This window comes from Pseudomonas sp. NFACC25, assembly GCF_900100935.1.
Lineage (GTDB): Bacteria > Pseudomonadota > Gammaproteobacteria > Pseudomonadales > Pseudomonadaceae > Aquipseudomonas > Aquipseudomonas marginalis.
This window is the reverse complement of sequence record NZ_FMUC01000019.1, coordinates 60,702-78,965: the sequence shown is the minus strand read 5'-3', so window position 1 is coordinate 78,965 and position 18,264 is coordinate 60,702. Positions and strand designations below refer to the sequence as shown.

Genomic DNA, 18,264 nt, shown 5'->3' with positions numbered 1-18,264 from the left:
TTGCGGGTACTGGTAATCAAGACCTCATCCCTGGGCGACGTGATCCACGCCTTGCCGGCACTGACTGACGCGGCACGGGCGATCCCCGGCATTCGCTTCGACTGGGTGGTGGAAGAAGGCTTTGCTGAAATCCCCACCTGGCATCCGGCGGTGGACAAGGTGATCCCGGTGGCGATCCGCCGCTGGCGCAAGAACCTCTGGCAAACCTTCAAGAGCGGCGAGTGGCGGCGCTTCAAGCAGCAAGTCCAGTCGACCAAGTACGATCTGGTGATCGATGCCCAAGGCCTGTTCAAAAGCGCCTGGCTGACCCGCTACGTGCGGGCTCCGGTGGCCGGATTCGACAAACACTCGGCCCGTGAGCCGATTGCGGCGCGCTTCTACTCGCGGCGCCTGGCCGTGGCCCGTGGGCAGCATGCGGTGGAGCGTTTGCGCCAACTGTTCGCCGTGGCCCTCGGCTATGACTTGCCCAAAGGCTTGGGCGACTACGGCCTCAGCACCGAAAAACTGCTCGGCCTGCCGCCGAAAAAGCCCTTCGTCCTGCTGCTGCACGGCACCACCTGGGACACCAAGCATTGGCCCGAAGCCTACTGGCGCGAGTTGGCTGAACGTATGGGCCGCCTGGGCGTGGACGTGAAGTTGCCGTGGGGCAACGCCGCCGAAAAGGCCCGGGCTGAGCGCCTGGCCCAAGGCCTGAACAACGCCGAAGTGCTGCCCAAGCTGAACCTGGCCGGCGTGGCCCGGGTATTGGCCGGCGCCCGCGCCTGTGTGGCGGTGGACACCGGACTCGGGCATTTGGCGGCGGCATTGGATGTGCCGACCATTTCCCTGTTCGGCCCCACCAACCCCGGCCTGACCGGCGCCTACGGCAAGGGCCAGATTCACCTGGCCAGCGACTTTGCCTGTGCGCCGTGCCTGCAAAAACAATGTACCTATCAACCGACGGCCGACGACCTGCGTCGGTTCGACATCAAGCGCGAGTCGCCCCTGTGTTTCACGCGCCTGAACCCTGAGCGTGTGGCAACCCGGCTGAGCACGTTGTTACTGGCTGAGGAGCTGCACTGATGCAACTGGCTTTTGTTCTGTACAAATATTTCCCCTTCGGCGGCCTGCAGCGCGATTTCATGCGCATCGCCCTGGAGTGCCAGCAGCGCGGCCATCAGATTCGTGTCTACACGCTGATCTGGGAGGGCGACATCCCGCCCGGCTTCGAAGTGCTGGTGGCGCCGGTCAAGGCGTTCTTCAACCATCGGCGCAACGAGAAGCTCAGCGCCTGGATGGAGGCCGACCTGGCCAAGCGCCCGGTGGACCGCCTGATCGGCTTCAACAAGATGCCCGGCCTGGACGTGTACTACGCGGCCGATGGCTGCTTCGAAGACAAGGCACAAAACCTGCGCCATTCGCTGTACCGCAGTTTTGGCCGCTATCGCCACTTTGCCGAGTACGAGCGCGCGGTGTTTGCCAAGGACGCCAAGACCGAAATCTTGATGATTTCCGAAGTGCAGCAGCCGCTGTTCATCAAGCATTACGACACGCCGCTGGAGCGTTTCCACCTGCTGCCACCGGGCATTGCCCAGGACCGCCGAGCGCCGCCGAATGCGGCCGAGATTCGTGAAGGCTTCCGCAAGGAGTTCAACCTGGGCGATGACGACCTGCTGCTGGTGCAGATCGGTTCCGGCTTCAAGACCAAGGGCGTCGACCGCAGCCTGAAAGCGCTGGCCGCATTGCCGGCTGAGCTGAAAAAACGCACGCGCCTGTTTGTCATCGGCCAGGACGACCCCAAGGTATTCCAACTGCAAAGCGCCACCCTCGGGCTGGGCGATAACGTGCAGTTCCTCAAGGGGCGCAGCGATATTCCGCGTTTCCTGCTGGGCGCCGACCTGTTGATCCACCCGGCGTACAACGAAAACACCGGCACCGTGTTGCTCGAAGCCCTGGTGGCCGGGTTGCCGGTGCTGGTCTCGGCCGTATGTGGTTATGCCCATTACATCGCCGAAGCCGACAGCGGCCTGGTGCTGGACGAGCCGTTTGAACAGGCTCAGTTGAACCAGTACCTGGCGCAGATGTTGACCGATTCTGCACAGCGCGCGGCCTGGGGCCGCAATGGGTTGGCCTTCGCCGAGACGGCCGATCTCTACAGCATGCCGCAGCACGCTGCGGATGTGATTCTGGCGGAGCCAAAACGATGAAGTTGATTCTTGCCGAACCGTTCAAGACGTTATGGGCCGGGCGTGACGCCTTCGCCGAAGTCGAGAAACTGCAAGGCCAGGTATTCCGTGAACTGGCGGCGCGTCGCACGCTGCGCACCGAGGTGGATGGCCGCCCGTATTTCGTCAAAATCCACCGCGGCATCGGCTGGGCGGAAATCTTCAAGAACCTGATCACCGCCAAGCTGCCGGTGCTCGGCGCCGGCCTGGAATGGGATGCCATTCACCGCTTGCAGGCGATCGGCGTGCCGACCATGACCGGCGTGGCCTTCGGCGAAAAAGGCAGCAACCCGGCGGACCAGCACTCGTTCATCATCACCGAAGAGCTGGCGCCGACCATCAGCCTTGAAGACCTGACCATCAACTGGGTCGCCGAACCGCCCACACCTGCACTGCGCCATGCGCTCACGGCCGAACTGGCGCGCATGGTCGGCGACATGCACCGGGGCGGCGTGAATCACCGCGACTGCTACCTGTGCCACTTCCTGCTGGACACGTCCAGGCCGATCGACCCACGCAACATCAAGCTCTCGGTGATCGACCTGCACCGGGCGCAAATGCGCGCCCATCTGCCGCTGCGCTGGCGCGACAAGGACCTCTCCGCGCTGTATTACTCAGCGTTGGACATCGGCCTGACCCGGCGCGATAAATTGCGCTTCCTCAAGGGCTACTTCCGCCAGCCGCTGCGCCAGGTCCTGGCCGAGCAATCGGCGTCCCTGAGCCTGATGCAGCGCAAGGCCGACAAGCTCTACGCGCGCAAGCAACGTTATGGGGATGCGATCTGATGGCGGGTTGGAACCTGGAGCCTGCCTACGCCGCACTGGCGGATGATTTTGGAAGCCTCGAAGCGGTGTTTGCCCTGCAAGGCGAGCGGCTGACCCGCGACCCGCTGTCGGAAGTGATCCGGGTGGAGCGTGGCGGGGTCAACTACTACGTCAAACGCTACACCGGCGCCGGCAAGGGCCTGCGGCGCTACCTGGGCAAGCCGCGGGTCAAGTCCGAATGGCAGAACCTCAAGCGCTTCGCCAAGTGGGGCATTCCCACCGCCGATGTGGTCGCCTGGGGCCTTGAGCGCAGCGGCCTGGCCTATGATCGTGGCGCAATGATCACCCGCGAGTTGCCGAGGACCGAAGACCTCTCGGTCCTGGCCGAACGTAAAGATGCGCGCCTGCGCGACCCCAAGTGGGTCAACGCGGTCAGCCGCCAGCTCGCCGAATACACGCGCACCATGCACGATCATCGCTTTACCCATAACGACTTGAAGTGGCGCAACCTGCTGATCGACGACCAGGCCACCCTGTACCTGATCGATTGCCCCAACGGCGATTTCTGGCGCGGTTTCTGGCTCAAGTATCGCATTACCAAGGACCTGGCCTGCCTGGACAAGGTGGCCAAGTATCACTTGTCGGCCACTCAGCGCCTGCGCTTCTACATGCAGTACCGTGGGTGTCGGCACCTGAGTGAGTCGGACAAACGGCGGATTCGCCACGTAGTGAAGTTTTTCGAGGGACGTGAATGAGTGATTTCCTGGCGGCTGAAGATCGCGCCCTGCTGGAGCGCCACGGCCTCGCGACATTCGACGCCCTGTGGGCCAGGCAACTGGACGCGGTGGACGAGCCGAACACCAGCCGTGGCGGCTGGAGCAGCGTGTTTCGCCTGGAGCTCGACGGCCACGGCTATTACCTCAAGCGCCAAAGCAACTACCTCACGCGCAGCTTGCACCGGCCATTGGGCGAGCCCAGTTTCTCCCGCGAGTTCCGCAACATCAGCCGTTACCGCAAGCTCGGGATCCCGGCGCTGCAGGCGGCGTTCTACGGCGAGCGCAAAGTTGCCGGTGAGCACCGCGCGATGCTGCTGACCCGTGCCCTGGACGGCTGGAATGACCTGGATTCATTGCTGGAGCAATGGGCGCAACTCAGCGATGCCCAGCACCGCGCGATCCTGCTGGCCTGCGGTCAACTGGCGCGCCGGTTGCACAGCGTCGGCCAGGTGCATGGCTGTTTCTACCCCAAGCATATTTTCCTGCAGGCCACCGGGGACGGCTACGCCGCGCAGTTGATCGACCTGGAGAAAACCCGCCCGCTGCTGTTCGGCTGGCGTGACCGGGTCAAGGACCTGGAGCCGTTGTTGCGCCGGGCACCGCAGTGGTCGGACGCACAGGTGCGTCAATTGCTGGCGGCTTACCTCGATCAGCCCGAAGGCAGCGCGCTCGTCACCACCTGGCTGCAACGCCTGACGAAGCGGCGTAGCCACAAGGAGAACCGCTGATGCGCCTGTCCGAGTTGAAAAGCGCCGGCCGCACGCCGAGCCTGCCCCTCACCGTCGACCTCGCGGATGCCGCCGGCCCGGGGCAACTGCAACTGCTGAGCCTGTTGCGGGTGTTGCCGGGCGAGCGTTATGTGGGCGCGGCGATCTGGCGCGGGCGTCCGGTGCTGGCCAAGTTATTGGTGGGCGGCAAGGCCGCGCGGCATTTCCAGCGTGAACTCAGCGGCGTACGCCTGCTGGCCGAGCAAGGCCTGACCACCCCGCTGTTGCTCGCCGATGGCTTGCAGGACGGCGAGGGCGGCTGGCTGCTGTTCGAGTTTATCGAAGGTGCCGAGAGCCTGGCCGATGCCTGGCACGCCGTTGAAGCGCTACCGCCACTGGCCGACGAGCAAACCGCCGTGCTGGCCGAGGCCCTGGGTGCGATCGGCCAGATGCATGCCAAGGGCCTGTGGCAGGAAGACCTGCACCTGGACAACCTGCTGCGCCGGGACGGCAAGCTGTACTTGATCGATGGCGCCGGCGTTCGTGTTGAAGAGGCGGGCAAGCCCCTGTCGCGCGACCGCGTGCTGGAAAACCTCGGGGTGTTTTTCGCCCAGTTGCCGAAAAACCTCGAGCCGTTTACCGAAGAACTGCTGGTGTACTACCTGCTGAGCAACGGCGAGCACGCCTTGCCCCTGCAAGCCCTGGAAAAACAGGTGCGCAAGGTCAGCGCCTGGCGTTTGAAGGACTTGTTGAACAAAGTGGGGCGCGACTGCACGCTGTTCAGCGTGGTGCGTGGCGCCTTTGCCTTGCGCGCGATCCGTCGCGAGGAAGAGCCGGCGATGCTGCCGGTGCTGGAGCAGGCGGATGCGTTGCTCGACCAGGGCCACCTGTACAAGACCGGTGGTGCGGCCAGCGTGGCCAAGGTCGATGTGGCCGGCCGGCCATTGGTGATCAAGCGCTACAACATCAAGGGCTTCGCCCATTGGCTCAAGCGCTTCTGGCGCCCGAGCCGCGCCTGGCATTCCTGGCGCGAAGGCAATCGCCTGGCGTTCCTCGGCATCGCCACGCCCAAGCCATTGGCCGTCCTGGAAAAGCGCTGTTTCTGGCTGCGCAGCCGCGCTTACCTGGTTACCGAATACCTGCCGGGCCCGGACATCATCGAGCGTTTCGCGCCCTATATCGAACAGGGTGACGCGCCGGAAAACGAACTGCTGGCGCTGGACCAGTTGTTCGCCGAGCTGATTCGCGAGCGCATCAGCCATGGCGACTTCAAGGGCCATAACCTGTTCTGGGATAAGGATCGCTGGTCACTGATCGACCTCGACGCGATGTGCCAACACAGCTCTGCCGCCAGCTTCGCCCCGGCGTATGCCAGGGACCGTGCGCGGTTTATGCGGAACTGGCCTGAGAGTAGTGCGTTGTATCAGCTGATTGATCAGCGTTTGCCGAAGCAACCGACCTGATCGTTCCCTCCCAGGGTGAACGATCAAGAGCTGTTGCCTGAGCAACAGTTATCAGGCAGTTGTTGCCCCAGAACGACAGTCCGCCTTCATGCGGAAACGTTACCCCCTTGATTTAATGCAATAAAAATCCTGGCACGGGCTCTGCAATGCCTCCTGGTGAACCCTTTCACCGGTCGCAGCGGAGCCCTGTATGCCTTCCAGCCTTTCCTCGCTTTCCCGTTTGATCTGCCTTGGCGCCGCGCTGTTGCTGGGCCATGTCGTCAGTGTCCAGGCTGCCGAGGGCGATGAGGCCGTGCCGTCCCTGGCCGGCAAGCGCATTGCCGTGAGCATGACCGGCACCAGCCACTATTTCGATATCAAGGCGTTCCAGGCCCAGGTCGATGAGATCAAGCGCCTGGGCGGCACGCCGATCACCCTCGATGCCGGGCGTAACGACAAGAACCTGGTGACCCAGCTGCAAACCGTGGTCACCCAGAAACCCGACGCCGTGATCCAGACCCTCGGCACCCTCAGCGTGATCGATCCCTGGCTCAAGCGCATCAGCAAGGCCGGCATCCCGCTGTTCACCATCGATGCACCGTCCCAGTACAGCCTCAACAACACCACCTCCGACAACGTCGCCACCGGCAAGGCGTTGGCCGATCAGTTGATCAAGGACGCCGGCGGCAAAGGCAAGATCCTGGTGTTCAACGGTTTCTACGGCGTGCCGGTGTGTGCGATCCGTTATGACCAGTTGAAGCTGGCGCTCAAGGATTACCCCCAGCTGGAAATCATCCAGCCGGAACTTCGCGACGTGATCCCCAACACCGTGCAGGATGCTTATTCACAAGTCTCGGCGCTGCTCAACAAATACCCGGCGGGCAGCGTCTCGGCGATCTGGTCGGCGTGGGACATTCCGCAGTTGGGCGCGAGCAAGGCGCTGATCGATGCCGGGCGCACCGAGATCAAGACTTACGGCGTCGACGGTACGCCGGAAGTGCTGGCGCTGCTCGGCCAGGCAAATTCGCCGGTGGGGGCGGTGGTGGCGCAGCAACCGGCGTTGATCGGCAAGACCGCTGTGCAGAACGTGGCGCGCTACCTGGCCGGGCAACGAGACCTGCCCAAGGAAACCCATGTGGCCACGCTGCTGACCACCGCGGCCAACCTGGACCAGGTTCAGCAACTGCGGGGTGACTGATGCCGGCATTGCACCTGCAACACTTGCATAAACGCTTTGGCGCCACCCTGGCGCTGGATGACGCAAGCCTTAAAGTCGAACGCGGCAGCATTCACGGCCTGGTGGGGGAGAACGGTGCGGGCAAGTCGACCTTGATCAAGATCCTGGCCGGCATCCACAAGGCGGACGCGGGGCAGGTGAGTATCGATGGCCAGTCGTACGCCGCCTTGTCACCGCGCCAGGTGGATGCGCTGGGCGTGCAGTTCATCCATCAGGAGCGTCTGTTGCCCGCCAGTTTTACCGTGGGCGAGGCGCTGTTTTTCGGGCATGAATTGCGGCGCGGGCCCTTTGTGGATCGACGCCGGCAGCAACGTGAAGCCGAGCGCTTGCTGGCGGAATATTTTGATCTGCAATTGCCCGCCGGTGCGCTGGTGAGCGAGCTGAACAGCGCCGAACGCCAGGTGCTGCAAATCACCCGGGCGTTGATTCGCCAGCCCAAGATCCTGGTGTTCGACGAGCCCAGCGTGGCCTTGGTCAAGCGTGAAGTCGACCAGTTGCTGCGCATCGTCAAGCGCCTGCGCGACCAGGGTTTATCCATCCTGTACATCTCCCATTACCTACAGGAAATCGACAGCCTCTGCGATGAAGTCACGGTGCTGCGCAATGGTCGGGACGTGGCGGTGGTGCAGCCCCGGCATACGTCCAGCGCCGAGATTGCGCGGCTGATGGTAAATCGCGAGGTGCAGGAGATGTACCCCAAGGCCAAGGTTTCACTGGGAGCGCCGCTGTTGCAGGTACGCGGGTTGAGCCTGGCGCGGCGCTATCGGCAGATCGATCTGGAGGTGCGGCGCGGAGAAATCGTCGGCCTGACCGGGCTGGTCGGCTCGGGAGCCAAGGAGTTGTTCAAGACACTCTTCGGTGTCGAGCGCGCCGACAGCGGCAGTGTGCATCTGGACGGGCGTTTGCTGCGCCTGCGTTCGCCGGTCCAGGCGATTGCCGAGGGCCTTGCGCTGGTGCCGGAAGAGCGGCGCAGCCAGGGGATCTCGCCAGTGCTTTCGGTGCTGGAAAACCTGACGCTGGCGGGGCTCGGACGGTTCAGCCGCTGGGGCTTGTTGAGCCGCCGCAAGGAGCAGGCGGAAAGCCTGCGGCTGATCGACGAATTGGCAATCAAGGCGCCTGGGCCCCAAGCGGCGGTCAGCCAGCTCAGTGGCGGCAACCAGCAGAAGGTCGCCCTGGGGAAGTGGCTGAGCCGCCGCTCCGCCGTGTACCTGTTGGATGAGCCCTGCGTGGGGGTGGATGTGGGGGCCAAGGTGGAAATCTACCGCTTGATCGGACGCTTGGTGGAAGAGGGCGCGGCGGTGCTGGTGTTGTCGTCGGATTTGCCGGAGTTGCTGGGGATCAGTGACCGAATCCTGGTGCTGCATCGGGGTGAGATCGCCGGTGAATTCCGTGCCGGGGAGGCGGACAGCGATCAGTTGCTGGCCTGTGCGACGGGAGCCGTGGCTGCTGCGACTTCAAATGCTCGCGAGGTGGAACATGCTTGAAGCGGCGACGCCTGGGTTATCGCAGCGGTTGTGGGTGCTGGTGCTGCGCCGTGGGTCGGTGGGGGTGTTTGTGGCGATCCTGCTGGGGTTTGCCGTGGCTGCGCCGAATTTTCTGTCGGTGGGCAATCTGGCCAATGTGTTCAGTCAGTCGGCGATCCTCGGCGTGCTGGCCTTCGGGCTCACCTGCGTGATTATCGGCGGCGGCTCGAACGTGGTGGCTGGAGGGCTGGACCTGTCGCTGGCGGCCAACCTGGGCTTGTGCGCGGCGGTGTTCAGCCGCCTCAATAATGCCGGCCTGGATCTCGGGTTGACGTTGCTGCTGACTCTGGGCTGCGGTTTGGCGGTCGGCTTGCTGAATGGGCTGGCCGTGGTGGTGCTGCGTTTGCCGCCGTTGCTGGCGACCCTGGCGAGCATGAATGTATTGGCGGGGCTGGAGTTGGTGTTGACGGAGAACACGGTGGTCTCCACGGACTCGCCGCTGCTGGACCTGCTCAGTGGTGGCACCTGGTTGGGCATACCGGCCCTGGCCTGGGTGCTGCTGGTGACGGCGGGCGTGTTGACGCTGCTTATCCAGCACTCGGCCTATGGGCTGCGCCTGCATGCGGTGGGCGAATACCCCCAGGCGGCCGAAGCGGCGGGCATTGGAGTGCCCGTCTACGTATTGTCGAGCTATCTGCTGTCCGGTCTATGTGCCGCGGTGGCTGCGCTGTGTTCGGCGGCGTTCTTCAGCGGCAGCACCACCGGCTCCGGTGACATGCTGCTGTCGGTGGTGGCGATCGCCTTTCTCGGCGTGGTGTTTTCCCGCCGGCTGGTGGCGAGCATTCCTGGGACGTTGCTGGCGGCGCTGTTGATTGGTTTTCTGATCAATGGCTTTCAACTGCTTAACCTCTCCAGCTTCTGGGTCAATGGTGTGCAGGGCGTGTTGATCCTGCTGGTCGTCGCAGCCTCCAGTGCAGTGAACCGAGGGGCGACGGCATGAACGCACGCGCCGTATTGCCGCTGACATTGCCACTGGTATTCACCCTGATTGTCGTGGTGTTTGCGCTGCAAGCGCCGGGCTTCCTCAGTGCAGGCAACCTGCAAAGCCTGGTGCTGAACAACTTCGTGCTGCTGGCGATTGTCGCTATCGGCATGACCTACGCGGTGGCGGCCGGTGGCATCGACCTGTCGGTGGGCACGGCGCTGGACTTTGCCAGTTTCAGCTTTGTGGTGCTGCTCAATGGCGGCCATGGCTGGGCGGTGGCGGCCACGGGCGCGCTGGCGGCGGCGCTGCTGGTGGGGCTGGTCAACGCCGGCCTGATTGCCGGGCTGCGCATCAGTCCGTTCCTGGCCACCCTGGGCACCCTGTTTATCGGCACCAGCGCCCAGCAACTGCTCTCGGACGGCGGCCAGCCGATCTATATCAGCCAAGGCTTGAAGCCTGAGCTCACTGGGCTGACACCGCTGCTGGTGGTAGTGGGGCTGGCGCTGTTCTACGGCCTGGCCCTGGCGCGCGGACGCCTGGGCCGTGAGTTGCTGGCCCAGGGCACCCAGCCGCTGCTGGCGTATTACTCGGGGTTGTCGGTGCGGCGCATCGTCACCGTCGTGGCCCTGGCTACCGCCCTGGCCTGTGGGGTGGCCGGTGTGTTGCTCAGCTCGACAGTCAGCGCCTATGTGCCGCTGTCCGGGAACGCGTTTTTGCTCAACGCGATTGGCGCGGTGTTTATCGGCGCCACCTTGAGTCGACAGGGACGGGCGAATGTTCCGGGGACCCTGCTCGGAGTGCTGTTTATCAACGTGATCGCCAACGGGCTGCTGCTGATCGGCTGGAATTTCTACTGGCAGCAGGTGGCGACCGGGGTGCTGATCTTTATCGTGCTGAGCTTCAGTTTCGCCAGCCGGCGGATGCTGGAGCGCGTCTAGTGTTGCACCCCGAAAGCTGGACTCCATCCGACGCTTGGGGGCATGAGCAAACTCCCCTTATTGCATAAACAATTTCAGGCGACCGCATTCCTGTGGTGAGGGGGACAAGCCCGCTCGCCACAGGGGTTCCGGTTTGCTGCGCGACAGCGCGGGGCCTCCCACATTGAAGGTGTGGTGCGTTCAGAATTGATACTCGGCACCCGCCCCGGCGTACCAGGAGCGCCCGGGCGCCGCTTCGTAGTAGCGGCCATTGCCGTCGCCGACGATCACCGAACCGACGTACTGGCGGTCCAGCAGGTTATCCAGGCGCAGGGTCTGGTGGAAGGTCCAGTGTTCGACCTTCTGCTCGAACCGTGCGCGCCAGTTGAACACGCTGTAGCCCGGCGCGGCGTGTTGGCTGTTGGTGTCTTCGACGTAGACCTTGCTGCGGTACAGGCCTTCGACAGCGGTACTGACCCAGTCCCGGGGTTTCCAGTTCAGCTCGGCGAACAGCGTGGTTTGCGGCACGCCGGGGAGGTAGTTGCCTTTGTCCACGGCAGTTGTGCCACTGGTGAAGTCGCTGTCGTAGGTGGCTTGCAGGCGCGTGTAGGCGAGGTTGGTGCTCCAGTGTTCGGCGAGTTGGCTTTCGATGCCCAGTTCGAAGCCGCGACGCAGGGTGCGGCCGGCGTTTTGGTAAGTGGTGCGCCCTCCGCTGGATTGCTGCACTACCAGTTCGTCCTCGGTGGTGATCTGAAAGAGGGCCGCATTCACGCGGGTGTCCTGGCCAATGCGAGCTTTCAGGCCGATTTCATACTGTTTGCTGACCGATGGCTTGAGCGCAAAGTTGAAGCCGTTCGCCGTGCTGGAGTACGCGGACTCGGCCTGGGTTGGGGTTTCGAAACCTTTGCCCGCGCTTACATAACCGTGCAAGTCAGGTGTGAAGGCGTACATGACGCTGACCGACGGCGTGTTCTTCTGGTAGGTCTTGCTGCCGCTGTCGTTGCCGTCGCTGAGGAAGTGATCGTCTACGTCCATTTCCATGGTGCTGTGGCGCAGGCCGGCTTGCAGGGTCCAGTCACCCAGCAGCCAGTTGGCTTGCACGAACGGGTCGAGGCTGGTGGCGGTGTCGATTTCATCGCGGCCCAAGGCCCCTTTGACACCATGCACCCCATTGACGGTGTTGGAATAACCTTGGCGATCATCCTGGCTGCGGTCGTAGTCGAGGCCGGTGATCAGGGTCAGGTCGCCGGGTGCGCTGGTGATGGGTTGCAGCCAATGGAGGGAGCCGCCATAGAACTTGCGGTCGAAAGCTACCACACCGCCGCGAGCGTTAGCCGGGTTGGCGGCGCCACTGCCGAACCTGTCCGGGATCGACAGATACTGAATCACACTCCGCCGCCCGGTATACCCGTTCACCTGCAGCGTCGCATCACCGAAATACCGCTCATAATTCATGCCCAATTGCTGATGATCGATACTTTTGCGCGTGTTGTACGTCAGCGCATTGCTGCTCACCGAGCGCGGGTCGGCCTTGTAGGCGTCCCAGGTCTGCCCCAGTGGATCCTGGGTACCGTTCTGCTCCAGGCTGCTGTAGATCAGCGCCAGCTTGCTGTCGTCATCCGGTTGGAAGTTGAGCTTGGCGAAGGTCTGGTCGCGACGGGCGCTGCTGTGGTCGCGGTAGCCGTTGGTATCCATGCGCGAGGCGTCGAGTACAAAGCCTGCGCCGTTCGCCGCGCCTTCAGCGCTCAGGTGGTTCTTGTTCAGGCCGTCGCTGCCCACCAGGGTTTCGGCGCCGATGCGCGGCGGGCCTTCGCCATCGCGGGAAAACATCTGGATCACGCCGCCGGCATTGCTGCCATACAGGGTGGCGGCCGGGCCGCGCAGCACTTCGATACGCTCGGCGGTGTCGAGGTTGAACGTGGCGGCCTGGCCCTGGCCATCCGGGGTGCTGGCGGGGATGCCGTCGGCGATCAGCTTGATGCCGCGCACACCGAACGCCGAGCGGGCGCCGAAGCCACGGGAGGAAATCTGCAGGTCCTGGGCATAGTTCTGGCGGTTCTGCACCACCAGGCCGGGCACGCGGGACAAGGCTTCGGAGGCGTTGATGCCCAATTGGCCGTCGCTGATCTGCTCGCGGCCGATGCCGTCCACGGAGTAGGGCAGGTCGAAGGTCGGGCTGGCGCTGCGCGAGCCGGTGACGACGCTGGGGTCGAGGATCAGCGCGGGGTCGTCAGCCTGGGCGACGCCGCACAGGGCGAGCAGGCCGGGCAGCAACAGGTTGAAGCGAGCGAGAGGGGTCATGAGTCAGCCGGAATCCGTGGCGCTTAGGGTGTAAACGCGCAAAAGGGCGCGAGTTTAGTGACTGGGAAGATTTTTATCATTCAGGAATTCGGCTACGCGCCCCATCAGCGCGCTCGCACTATGCACACGGCGATGCTGCAGGCGACTCTTGCCGCTCGCCGCTAACAGCTTCCCACTGCTTTTGAGCTATAATCCCGCCCTTTAGCTGTTTCCTGCCCAGGCGGGAAGCACACTTTTTTCAGGCGCAACCCGCCTGCATGCAGACTAAAAGAGGCTAGACCCCTGTGGCATTGACGATTCTTGGCCTGTCCGGCGCCCTTAGCCATGATCCTTCCGCAGCCTTGTATATCGACGGCAAGCTGATCGCGGCCGCCGAAGAAGAGCGCTTCGTACGCGACAAACATGCAAAGAACCGCATGCCCTATGAGTCGGCGAAGTTCTGCCTGGAACAGGCCGGCATCAAGCCTTCCGACGTCGATGTGGTGGCGATCCCGTTTGCCCCGATCAGCCTGTTCGGCGAGGCGCGCTGGCACTACGCCAAGCGTTACTGGTACGCCCCGGACCGCGCGCTTGACGCGATCCTGATGGGCAACCGTCGCTACAAGCGCTATCGCAACAAGATCGTCTGGTGCCTGGAGCAACTGGGCTTCGATCCGAAGAAAATCAAGATCGAACCGGTTGAACACCACCTTGCCCACGCGTCCAGCGCCTACCACTGCTCCGGCTTCCAGGAGAAGACCGCGATCCTCGGCATCGACGGCAAGGGTGAGTACGCCACCACGTTCTTCGGCTACGGCGAGAACGGCAAGATCCACAAGATCAAGGAATTCTACGATCCGGACTCCCTCGGCGGCCTGTACGGCGCGATCACCGAGTTCCTCGGTTTCGAGATGCTCGACGGCGAGTTCAAGGTCATGGGCATGGCGCCGTACGGCGATGCCAGCAAGTACGACTTCTCGCGCCTGGCCTCGTTTGAAAACGGCGAGCTGGTGATCAACACCGACTACGCCAACGTCATCGGCCTGCGCCGTTATAAAGAGAAGGGCAAGGGCTTCTACTTCTCGCCGAAACTGATCGAGTGGCTGGGCCCCAAGCGCGAAGGCGACATCGCCGACGAGCCGTACATCCACTACGCCGCCAGCATGCAGGCGCTGTTTGAAAAGCTGGCCTTGCAGATGATCGACCATTACCTGGGCGACATCCTCAAGGACACCGGCAAGCTGGCCTTCGCCGGCGGCTGCGCGCTGAACGTCAAGCTGAACCAGAAGATCATTGCCCGTGACGACGTGAAAGAGCTGTTCGTGCAACCGGCGTCCGGCGATGCCGGCACTGCTGTCGGTGCCGCCGCGTACGTGTCCCACGCCCGTGGTGTACCGGTGGAGAAGATGGAACACGTCTACCTCGGTCCGTCCTACAGCAATGAAGACGTGATCGCCGCCTGCGCCAAGCACGAGAGCAAGCCGAACTGGCGCAGGATCGAGAACATGCCCAAGCGCATCGCCAAGATCATGGTCGACGGCAACCCGGTGGCCTGGTTCCAGGGCCGCATGGAGTTTGGCCCGCGCGCCCTGGGCGGTCGTTCGATCATCGGTTGCCCAAGTGCGACCGGCGTGGCAGACCGCATCAACCACCAGATCAAGTTCCGCGAGCGCTGGAGGCCTTTCTGCCCGTCGATGCTCGACACCGTAGCGCCCCAGATGATCAAGGTCGACCACCCGGCGCCGTTCATGACCTTCACCTTTGAAGTGTCGGAAGAGTGGAAGACCCGCGTGCCGGAAGTGGTGCATGAAGACGGCACCTCCCGCGCCCAGGTGCTCAAGCGCGAATACAACCCGCGCTACTACGACATGATGAAAGAGCTGGAAGTACTGACCGGCAACGGCGTGTCCCTGAACACCTCGCTCAACCGTCGTGGCGAAGCGATGATCTGCTCGCCGACCGACGCGCTGAACATGTTCTTCGGCTCCGACCTGCAGTACCTGATCATGGAAGACATCCTGGTCGTCAAGGACGGCGTGGACCCTTATGACGCGCTCGGCTGAACGCCACGTCCTGCAGTTCTGCCATGGCTATGACGGGCCGTTCCTGGACTGCGCGCGACAGTACGCGAGCCTGTTCGCAGGCTCCGGCTACAAGGTGACCACGGTGTTTCTCACCGGGGTCGCCGACCCGCACGTGGCCGCCGGTTGCGCGTCCGATGAAGTGTTGTTCATGGAATTCAGCTCCAAGGCCATTCGTGGCCTGAAGCTGGGTGCCATCCGTGAATTGCGCAAGATCGCCGCATCGCGCAACTTCAGTTTTTGTATCGCGCACCGTTTCAAGCCGATCTACATCGCCTTGCTCGGCACGCGGCTGCCGGTGATTGGCGTGCATCACGCCTTTGGTGACTACCAGCGTCGCAGTCGCAGGCTGTTTGCCGGGATCTTCCGCAAGCGCCTCAGCCTGCTGGGGGTTTCCGACGCGGTGCGTGACGATATGCGCCACTGCCTGCCGACCTGGCCGGCGGCGCGCATCCAGACGTTGTACAACCGCATCGACGTTGACGCCTTGCAGGCCACCCAGGTGCCTGCACATGAGGCGCGCGACGCGTTGGGGTTGTCGCCGGACGAATGGGTGGTCGGCAATGTCGGTCGCCTGCACCCGGACAAGGACCAGGCCACGCTGCTCAAGGGCTTTGCCCTGGCGCTGGCGCACTTGCCGGCCGACAGCCGCCTGGCCATCCTCGGCAGCGGTCGCCTGGAGCAGGACCTCAAGGCCCTCGCCCGGGAGCTGGGCATTGCGGACAAGGTGCTGTTCCTCGGCCAGGTGCCGGATGCGCGTCGGTACTTCCGGGCATTCGATGTGTTTGCCCTGAGCTCCGACCATGAACCCTTTGGCATGGTGCTGCTGGAAGCCATGGCGGCCGGCGTCCCGTTGCTGGCCACGGCCTGTGGCGGCGCGAAGGAAGTGGTCGAAGGCGTGGGTATCCTGTTTCCCTTCGGCGATGCCGGACACCTTGCCCAGGGGCTGCGGCACCTGGCAGCGATGGACCAACACCAGCAACGGCAGTGCGCCGAGATGATGCTGGTGCGCCTGCGCGAGCGTTTCTCGGATCAGGCGGTACGCGATACCTTCTGGCAATTGCCGCACGTTATTGAACTGACCGCGGGGGCTTGATGCTCAATCGATTCCAAGGCTGGCGCGAGCGTGGCTGGTCCGTCGTCGACGCGCCGGTCTACAGCGATGCCTGGCAACGTTTTGGCGGCAGTGTCGCGACCCACCCGCAAGTGATCGAACGTCTGGCCGGGCTGGCCGACATCCCGGTGCGTTACCTGGCCTGGGAGCAGGGTGGCGAGCTTCAGGCCTGCATCGCGACCTGGGGGCGCGACCTGGCCTTGTCCAAGGATGTGCTCAAGCAGCGCGGCAAAAAAGGCCTGTTCGACCTGGGCAACGCCGAGTTGATCCTGCCCGCCGCGCCTGCAGCCCAGGCGCCCTTGCGGCACCGTGCACGCTATTTGTCGGCCCTGAATGAAGGCCGTTTCAGCGGCCTCAAGCCCCAGGCCGAACAGTTGGCCATGGCCCGCACCCCGGAAGAACTGTCGAAGAAGTTTCGCTACAACCAGCGTCGCGAACTGCGCTTGCTGGAAGAGGCCGGTGGGGTGGTGCGACCGGTGAGCGAGTTTTCCAGTGGGGAGTTGGCCGCGATCTACTGCGATCTGTTCCTGCGCCGCTGGGGCTTTGTGGCCACCGGCGCCGAGCGCATGGCCGAGGTGATCGAGTTGCTGCGCGAATGGCTGATCGGTTCGGTGATCTTCCTCAATGATGCGCCCATCGCTGTCCAGTTGGTGTACCGGGTCGAGTCGCCGGAGTGGATCAGCGTGGAGTACGTCAACGGTGGTGTCGACCCTGAAACCCGTGCGTTCAGCCCGGGCAGTGTCCTGAGCTTCCTCAACACCCAGGGCGCCTGGGAACAGGCCCGTGAAGTGGGCAAGCCGCTGCGTTTCTCCTTTGGGCGTGCCGACCGCGAGTACAAGGACCGTTGGTGCAACCCTGTGCCGGTGCTGACCGTATGAGCCGCAAACAGCAATTGCTCAAGCGCCATCGGCGCAACAAACGGGTCGGTTTGCTGATCGGCTTGCTGCTGCTGGTGGTGATCGGTATCTGGGTGGCGTGGTGGCTGCCGTTGGTGCTCGGTGTGCTGGCCTGGGTCGCCCACGAGGCATGGTTTGCCGACCATCTGTTTTATGCGCCCAACGAAGACTACCGATACCGGTTTTCGACGGATGCCGAGGTGGCTGGGGTTCGCTTCGACGGTGACCGGCTGCGGGTGGATTCGCTGCTGCAAGCCGAGGCGACCCTGGTATTGGCTATCAAGGTCAAGAGTGGTTGGTTGGGACGTTTCCTGGATCCGGCCATTGAGATTCTGGGCGGCGAGAGCACTGACCGACAGGCCTTCGAGCGCGGGGTGAATGGCGTTCGCTACCTGAACCTCAGTGGCTGGGCGCCGGCCCTGATGTCCGGTGAGCTGCGCTTGCGCGGGCGTTTTTGTACTGTGCAGGGCGCTCCTCGGCTGTGGGCCTGGGGCACGCCGGATTATTCGGCGCAGCGGGTCATGGTTATCGCGCCTCATGCCGACGATGCCGAATTGGCTGCCTTCGGTCTTTACAGCCAGGCCGAGAAGCCGTGGATCGTGACCCTTACCGCCGGTGAAATCGAAGCCGAGCACTATCAACGCATGGGCCTGGATCCGGTCGAGGCCGCGCGGACCAAAGGGCGTTTGCGCGCCTGGGACAGCATAGCCGTGCCGCTTTGGGCCGGTGTGCCACAGGCACACTGCGTGCAGCTGGGTTACTTCTGCCTGCAACTGCCGGCGATGCGCGCTGCGCCTGATCAGCCGATCGCTTCGCGCGAGGCCGACCTGTCGGATACCCGCCTGTTCCGCCAATTCAACCCTTTCCCGTTGCCGGCGGATGCCGATGGCCTGCCGACCTGGCAAAACCTGCTCGCCGATCTGCGTCAGTTGCTGCTGACCGCGCGCCCTGAAGTGATCGTCTTGCCCCATCCGGCCCTGGATCCCCATCCGGACCACATCTGCGCGCAGCAAGCGGTGATCGAAGCCTTGCAAGGTCTGGAGTGGCAGCCGACCACCGTGCTCGGCTACGCCAACCATCTGCATGACAACGACCGCTGGCCCATGGGCGACGCGGGCGCCGGAATTGCCCTGCCGCCGCTGTTCGATGACACGCTGGAACTGTGGCCGTGCAGCCTGTCGCTGTCGCCGGCCCGGCAGCGCGACAAGGCCATGGCGCTGGGCATGATGCATGACCTGCAACCCGCCCCTCCGTTCAAGCGTCGTGTGCGGCGCTGGCTGCAACGGGTCTTGGCGGGGCGGGCGCGGTCGCCTTATGGTGAGAACGAGTTTTTCCGCAAGGCCGTACGACGGCATGAGTTGTTCTGGCGTTTGTGACGGCAGTTGTGAAAGGGAAGGT

General features: G+C 63.6%; 15 protein-coding genes. 14 read left to right on the top strand and 1 reads right to left on the bottom strand.

All coding sequences use genetic code 11. From position 1 onward, the window contains the following. From waaC to BLQ09_RS28355, 10 genes are all read left to right on the top strand, one after another. Entirely contained in the window at window positions 1–1,062 is a 1,062-nt protein-coding gene (waaC, locus tag BLQ09_RS28400; protein ID WP_027604955.1) for a lipopolysaccharide heptosyltransferase I, read from the top strand. Further along, window positions 1,062–2,186, top strand: a complete 1,125-nt coding sequence (locus BLQ09_RS28395; protein ID WP_092359405.1) for a glycosyltransferase family 4 protein — start codon at window positions 1,062–1,064, stop codon at window positions 2,184–2,186. Before waaC ends, BLQ09_RS28395 begins: the two co-directional genes overlap by 1 nt. After that, entirely contained in the window at window positions 2,183–2,989 is an 807-nt protein-coding gene (gene rfaP, locus BLQ09_RS28390; protein WP_092359403.1) for a lipopolysaccharide core heptose(I) kinase RfaP, read from the top strand. Before BLQ09_RS28395 ends, rfaP begins: the two co-directional genes overlap by 4 nt. Continuing rightward, window positions 2,989–3,723, top strand: coding sequence for a lipopolysaccharide kinase InaA family protein (locus BLQ09_RS28385; protein ID WP_027604952.1), 735 nt, complete (start codon window positions 2,989–2,991; stop codon window positions 3,721–3,723). Before rfaP ends, BLQ09_RS28385 begins: the two co-directional genes overlap by 1 nt. Continuing rightward, window positions 3,720–4,472: a lipopolysaccharide kinase InaA family protein gene (locus BLQ09_RS28380; RefSeq protein WP_027604951.1), complete on the top strand. Its 753-nt coding sequence runs from the start codon at window positions 3,720–3,722 to the stop codon at window positions 4,470–4,472. The genes BLQ09_RS28385 and BLQ09_RS28380 overlap by 4 nt, the downstream gene beginning before the upstream one ends. Continuing rightward, window positions 4,472–5,914 carry a lipopolysaccharide kinase InaA family protein gene (locus tag BLQ09_RS28375; RefSeq protein ID WP_027604950.1) on the top strand — a complete coding sequence of 481 codons (1,443 nt, stop codon included), beginning with the start codon at window positions 4,472–4,474 and terminating at the stop codon, window positions 5,912–5,914. Before BLQ09_RS28380 ends, BLQ09_RS28375 begins: the two co-directional genes overlap by 1 nt. Before the next feature lie 190 nt (window positions 5,915–6,104). Further along, window positions 6,105–7,091 carry a sugar ABC transporter substrate-binding protein gene (locus BLQ09_RS28370; protein WP_092359401.1) on the top strand — a complete coding sequence of 329 codons (987 nt, stop codon included), beginning with the start codon at window positions 6,105–6,107 and terminating at the stop codon, window positions 7,089–7,091. Then, window positions 7,091–8,614 carry a sugar ABC transporter ATP-binding protein gene (locus BLQ09_RS28365; protein ID WP_092359399.1) on the top strand — a complete coding sequence of 508 codons (1,524 nt, stop codon included), beginning with the start codon at window positions 7,091–7,093 and terminating at the stop codon, window positions 8,612–8,614. The genes BLQ09_RS28370 and BLQ09_RS28365 overlap by 1 nt, the downstream gene beginning before the upstream one ends. Next, window positions 8,607–9,593: an ABC transporter permease gene (locus BLQ09_RS28360; protein ID WP_092359397.1), complete on the top strand. Its 987-nt coding sequence runs from the start codon at window positions 8,607–8,609 to the stop codon at window positions 9,591–9,593. The genes BLQ09_RS28365 and BLQ09_RS28360 overlap by 8 nt, the downstream gene beginning before the upstream one ends. Continuing rightward, window positions 9,590–10,516, top strand: coding sequence for an ABC transporter permease (locus BLQ09_RS28355; protein ID WP_092359394.1), 927 nt, complete (start codon window positions 9,590–9,592; stop codon window positions 10,514–10,516). The genes BLQ09_RS28360 and BLQ09_RS28355 overlap by 4 nt, the downstream gene beginning before the upstream one ends. 180 nt (window positions 10,517–10,696) lie before the next feature. On the opposite strand, the gene BLQ09_RS28350 is transcribed toward BLQ09_RS28355, so the two are convergent. Then, window positions 10,697–12,796: a TonB-dependent receptor family protein gene (locus BLQ09_RS28350; protein ID WP_092359391.1), complete on the bottom strand. Its 2,100-nt coding sequence runs from the start codon at window positions 12,794–12,796 to the stop codon at window positions 10,697–10,699. A 284-nt stretch (window positions 12,797–13,080) separates the two neighbouring features. On the opposite strand from BLQ09_RS28350, the gene BLQ09_RS28345 reads away from it, so the two are divergent. The 4 genes from BLQ09_RS28345 to BLQ09_RS28330 are packed head-to-tail and all read left to right on the top strand — an operon-like array spanning window position 13,081 to window position 18,242. Continuing rightward, window positions 13,081–14,838, top strand: coding sequence for a carbamoyltransferase family protein (locus BLQ09_RS28345; RefSeq protein WP_027604944.1), 1,758 nt, complete (start codon window positions 13,081–13,083; stop codon window positions 14,836–14,838). Beyond that, window positions 14,822–15,952, top strand: a complete 1,131-nt coding sequence (locus BLQ09_RS28340) for a glycosyltransferase (protein ID WP_092359390.1) — start codon at window positions 14,822–14,824, stop codon at window positions 15,950–15,952. Before BLQ09_RS28345 ends, BLQ09_RS28340 begins: the two co-directional genes overlap by 17 nt. Next, the gene (locus BLQ09_RS28335) at window positions 15,952–16,848 is read left to right on the top strand and encodes a GNAT family N-acetyltransferase (protein WP_027604942.1); all 897 of its coding nucleotides are present in this window, start codon (window positions 15,952–15,954) and stop codon (window positions 16,846–16,848) included. The genes BLQ09_RS28340 and BLQ09_RS28335 overlap by 1 nt, the downstream gene beginning before the upstream one ends. After that, complete coding sequence (locus BLQ09_RS28330; protein WP_092359388.1) at window positions 16,845–18,242, top strand: PIG-L deacetylase family protein; 1,398 nt, start codon at window positions 16,845–16,847, stop codon at window positions 18,240–18,242. The genes BLQ09_RS28335 and BLQ09_RS28330 overlap by 4 nt, the downstream gene beginning before the upstream one ends. Window positions 18,243–18,264: the final 22 nt, after the last annotated feature.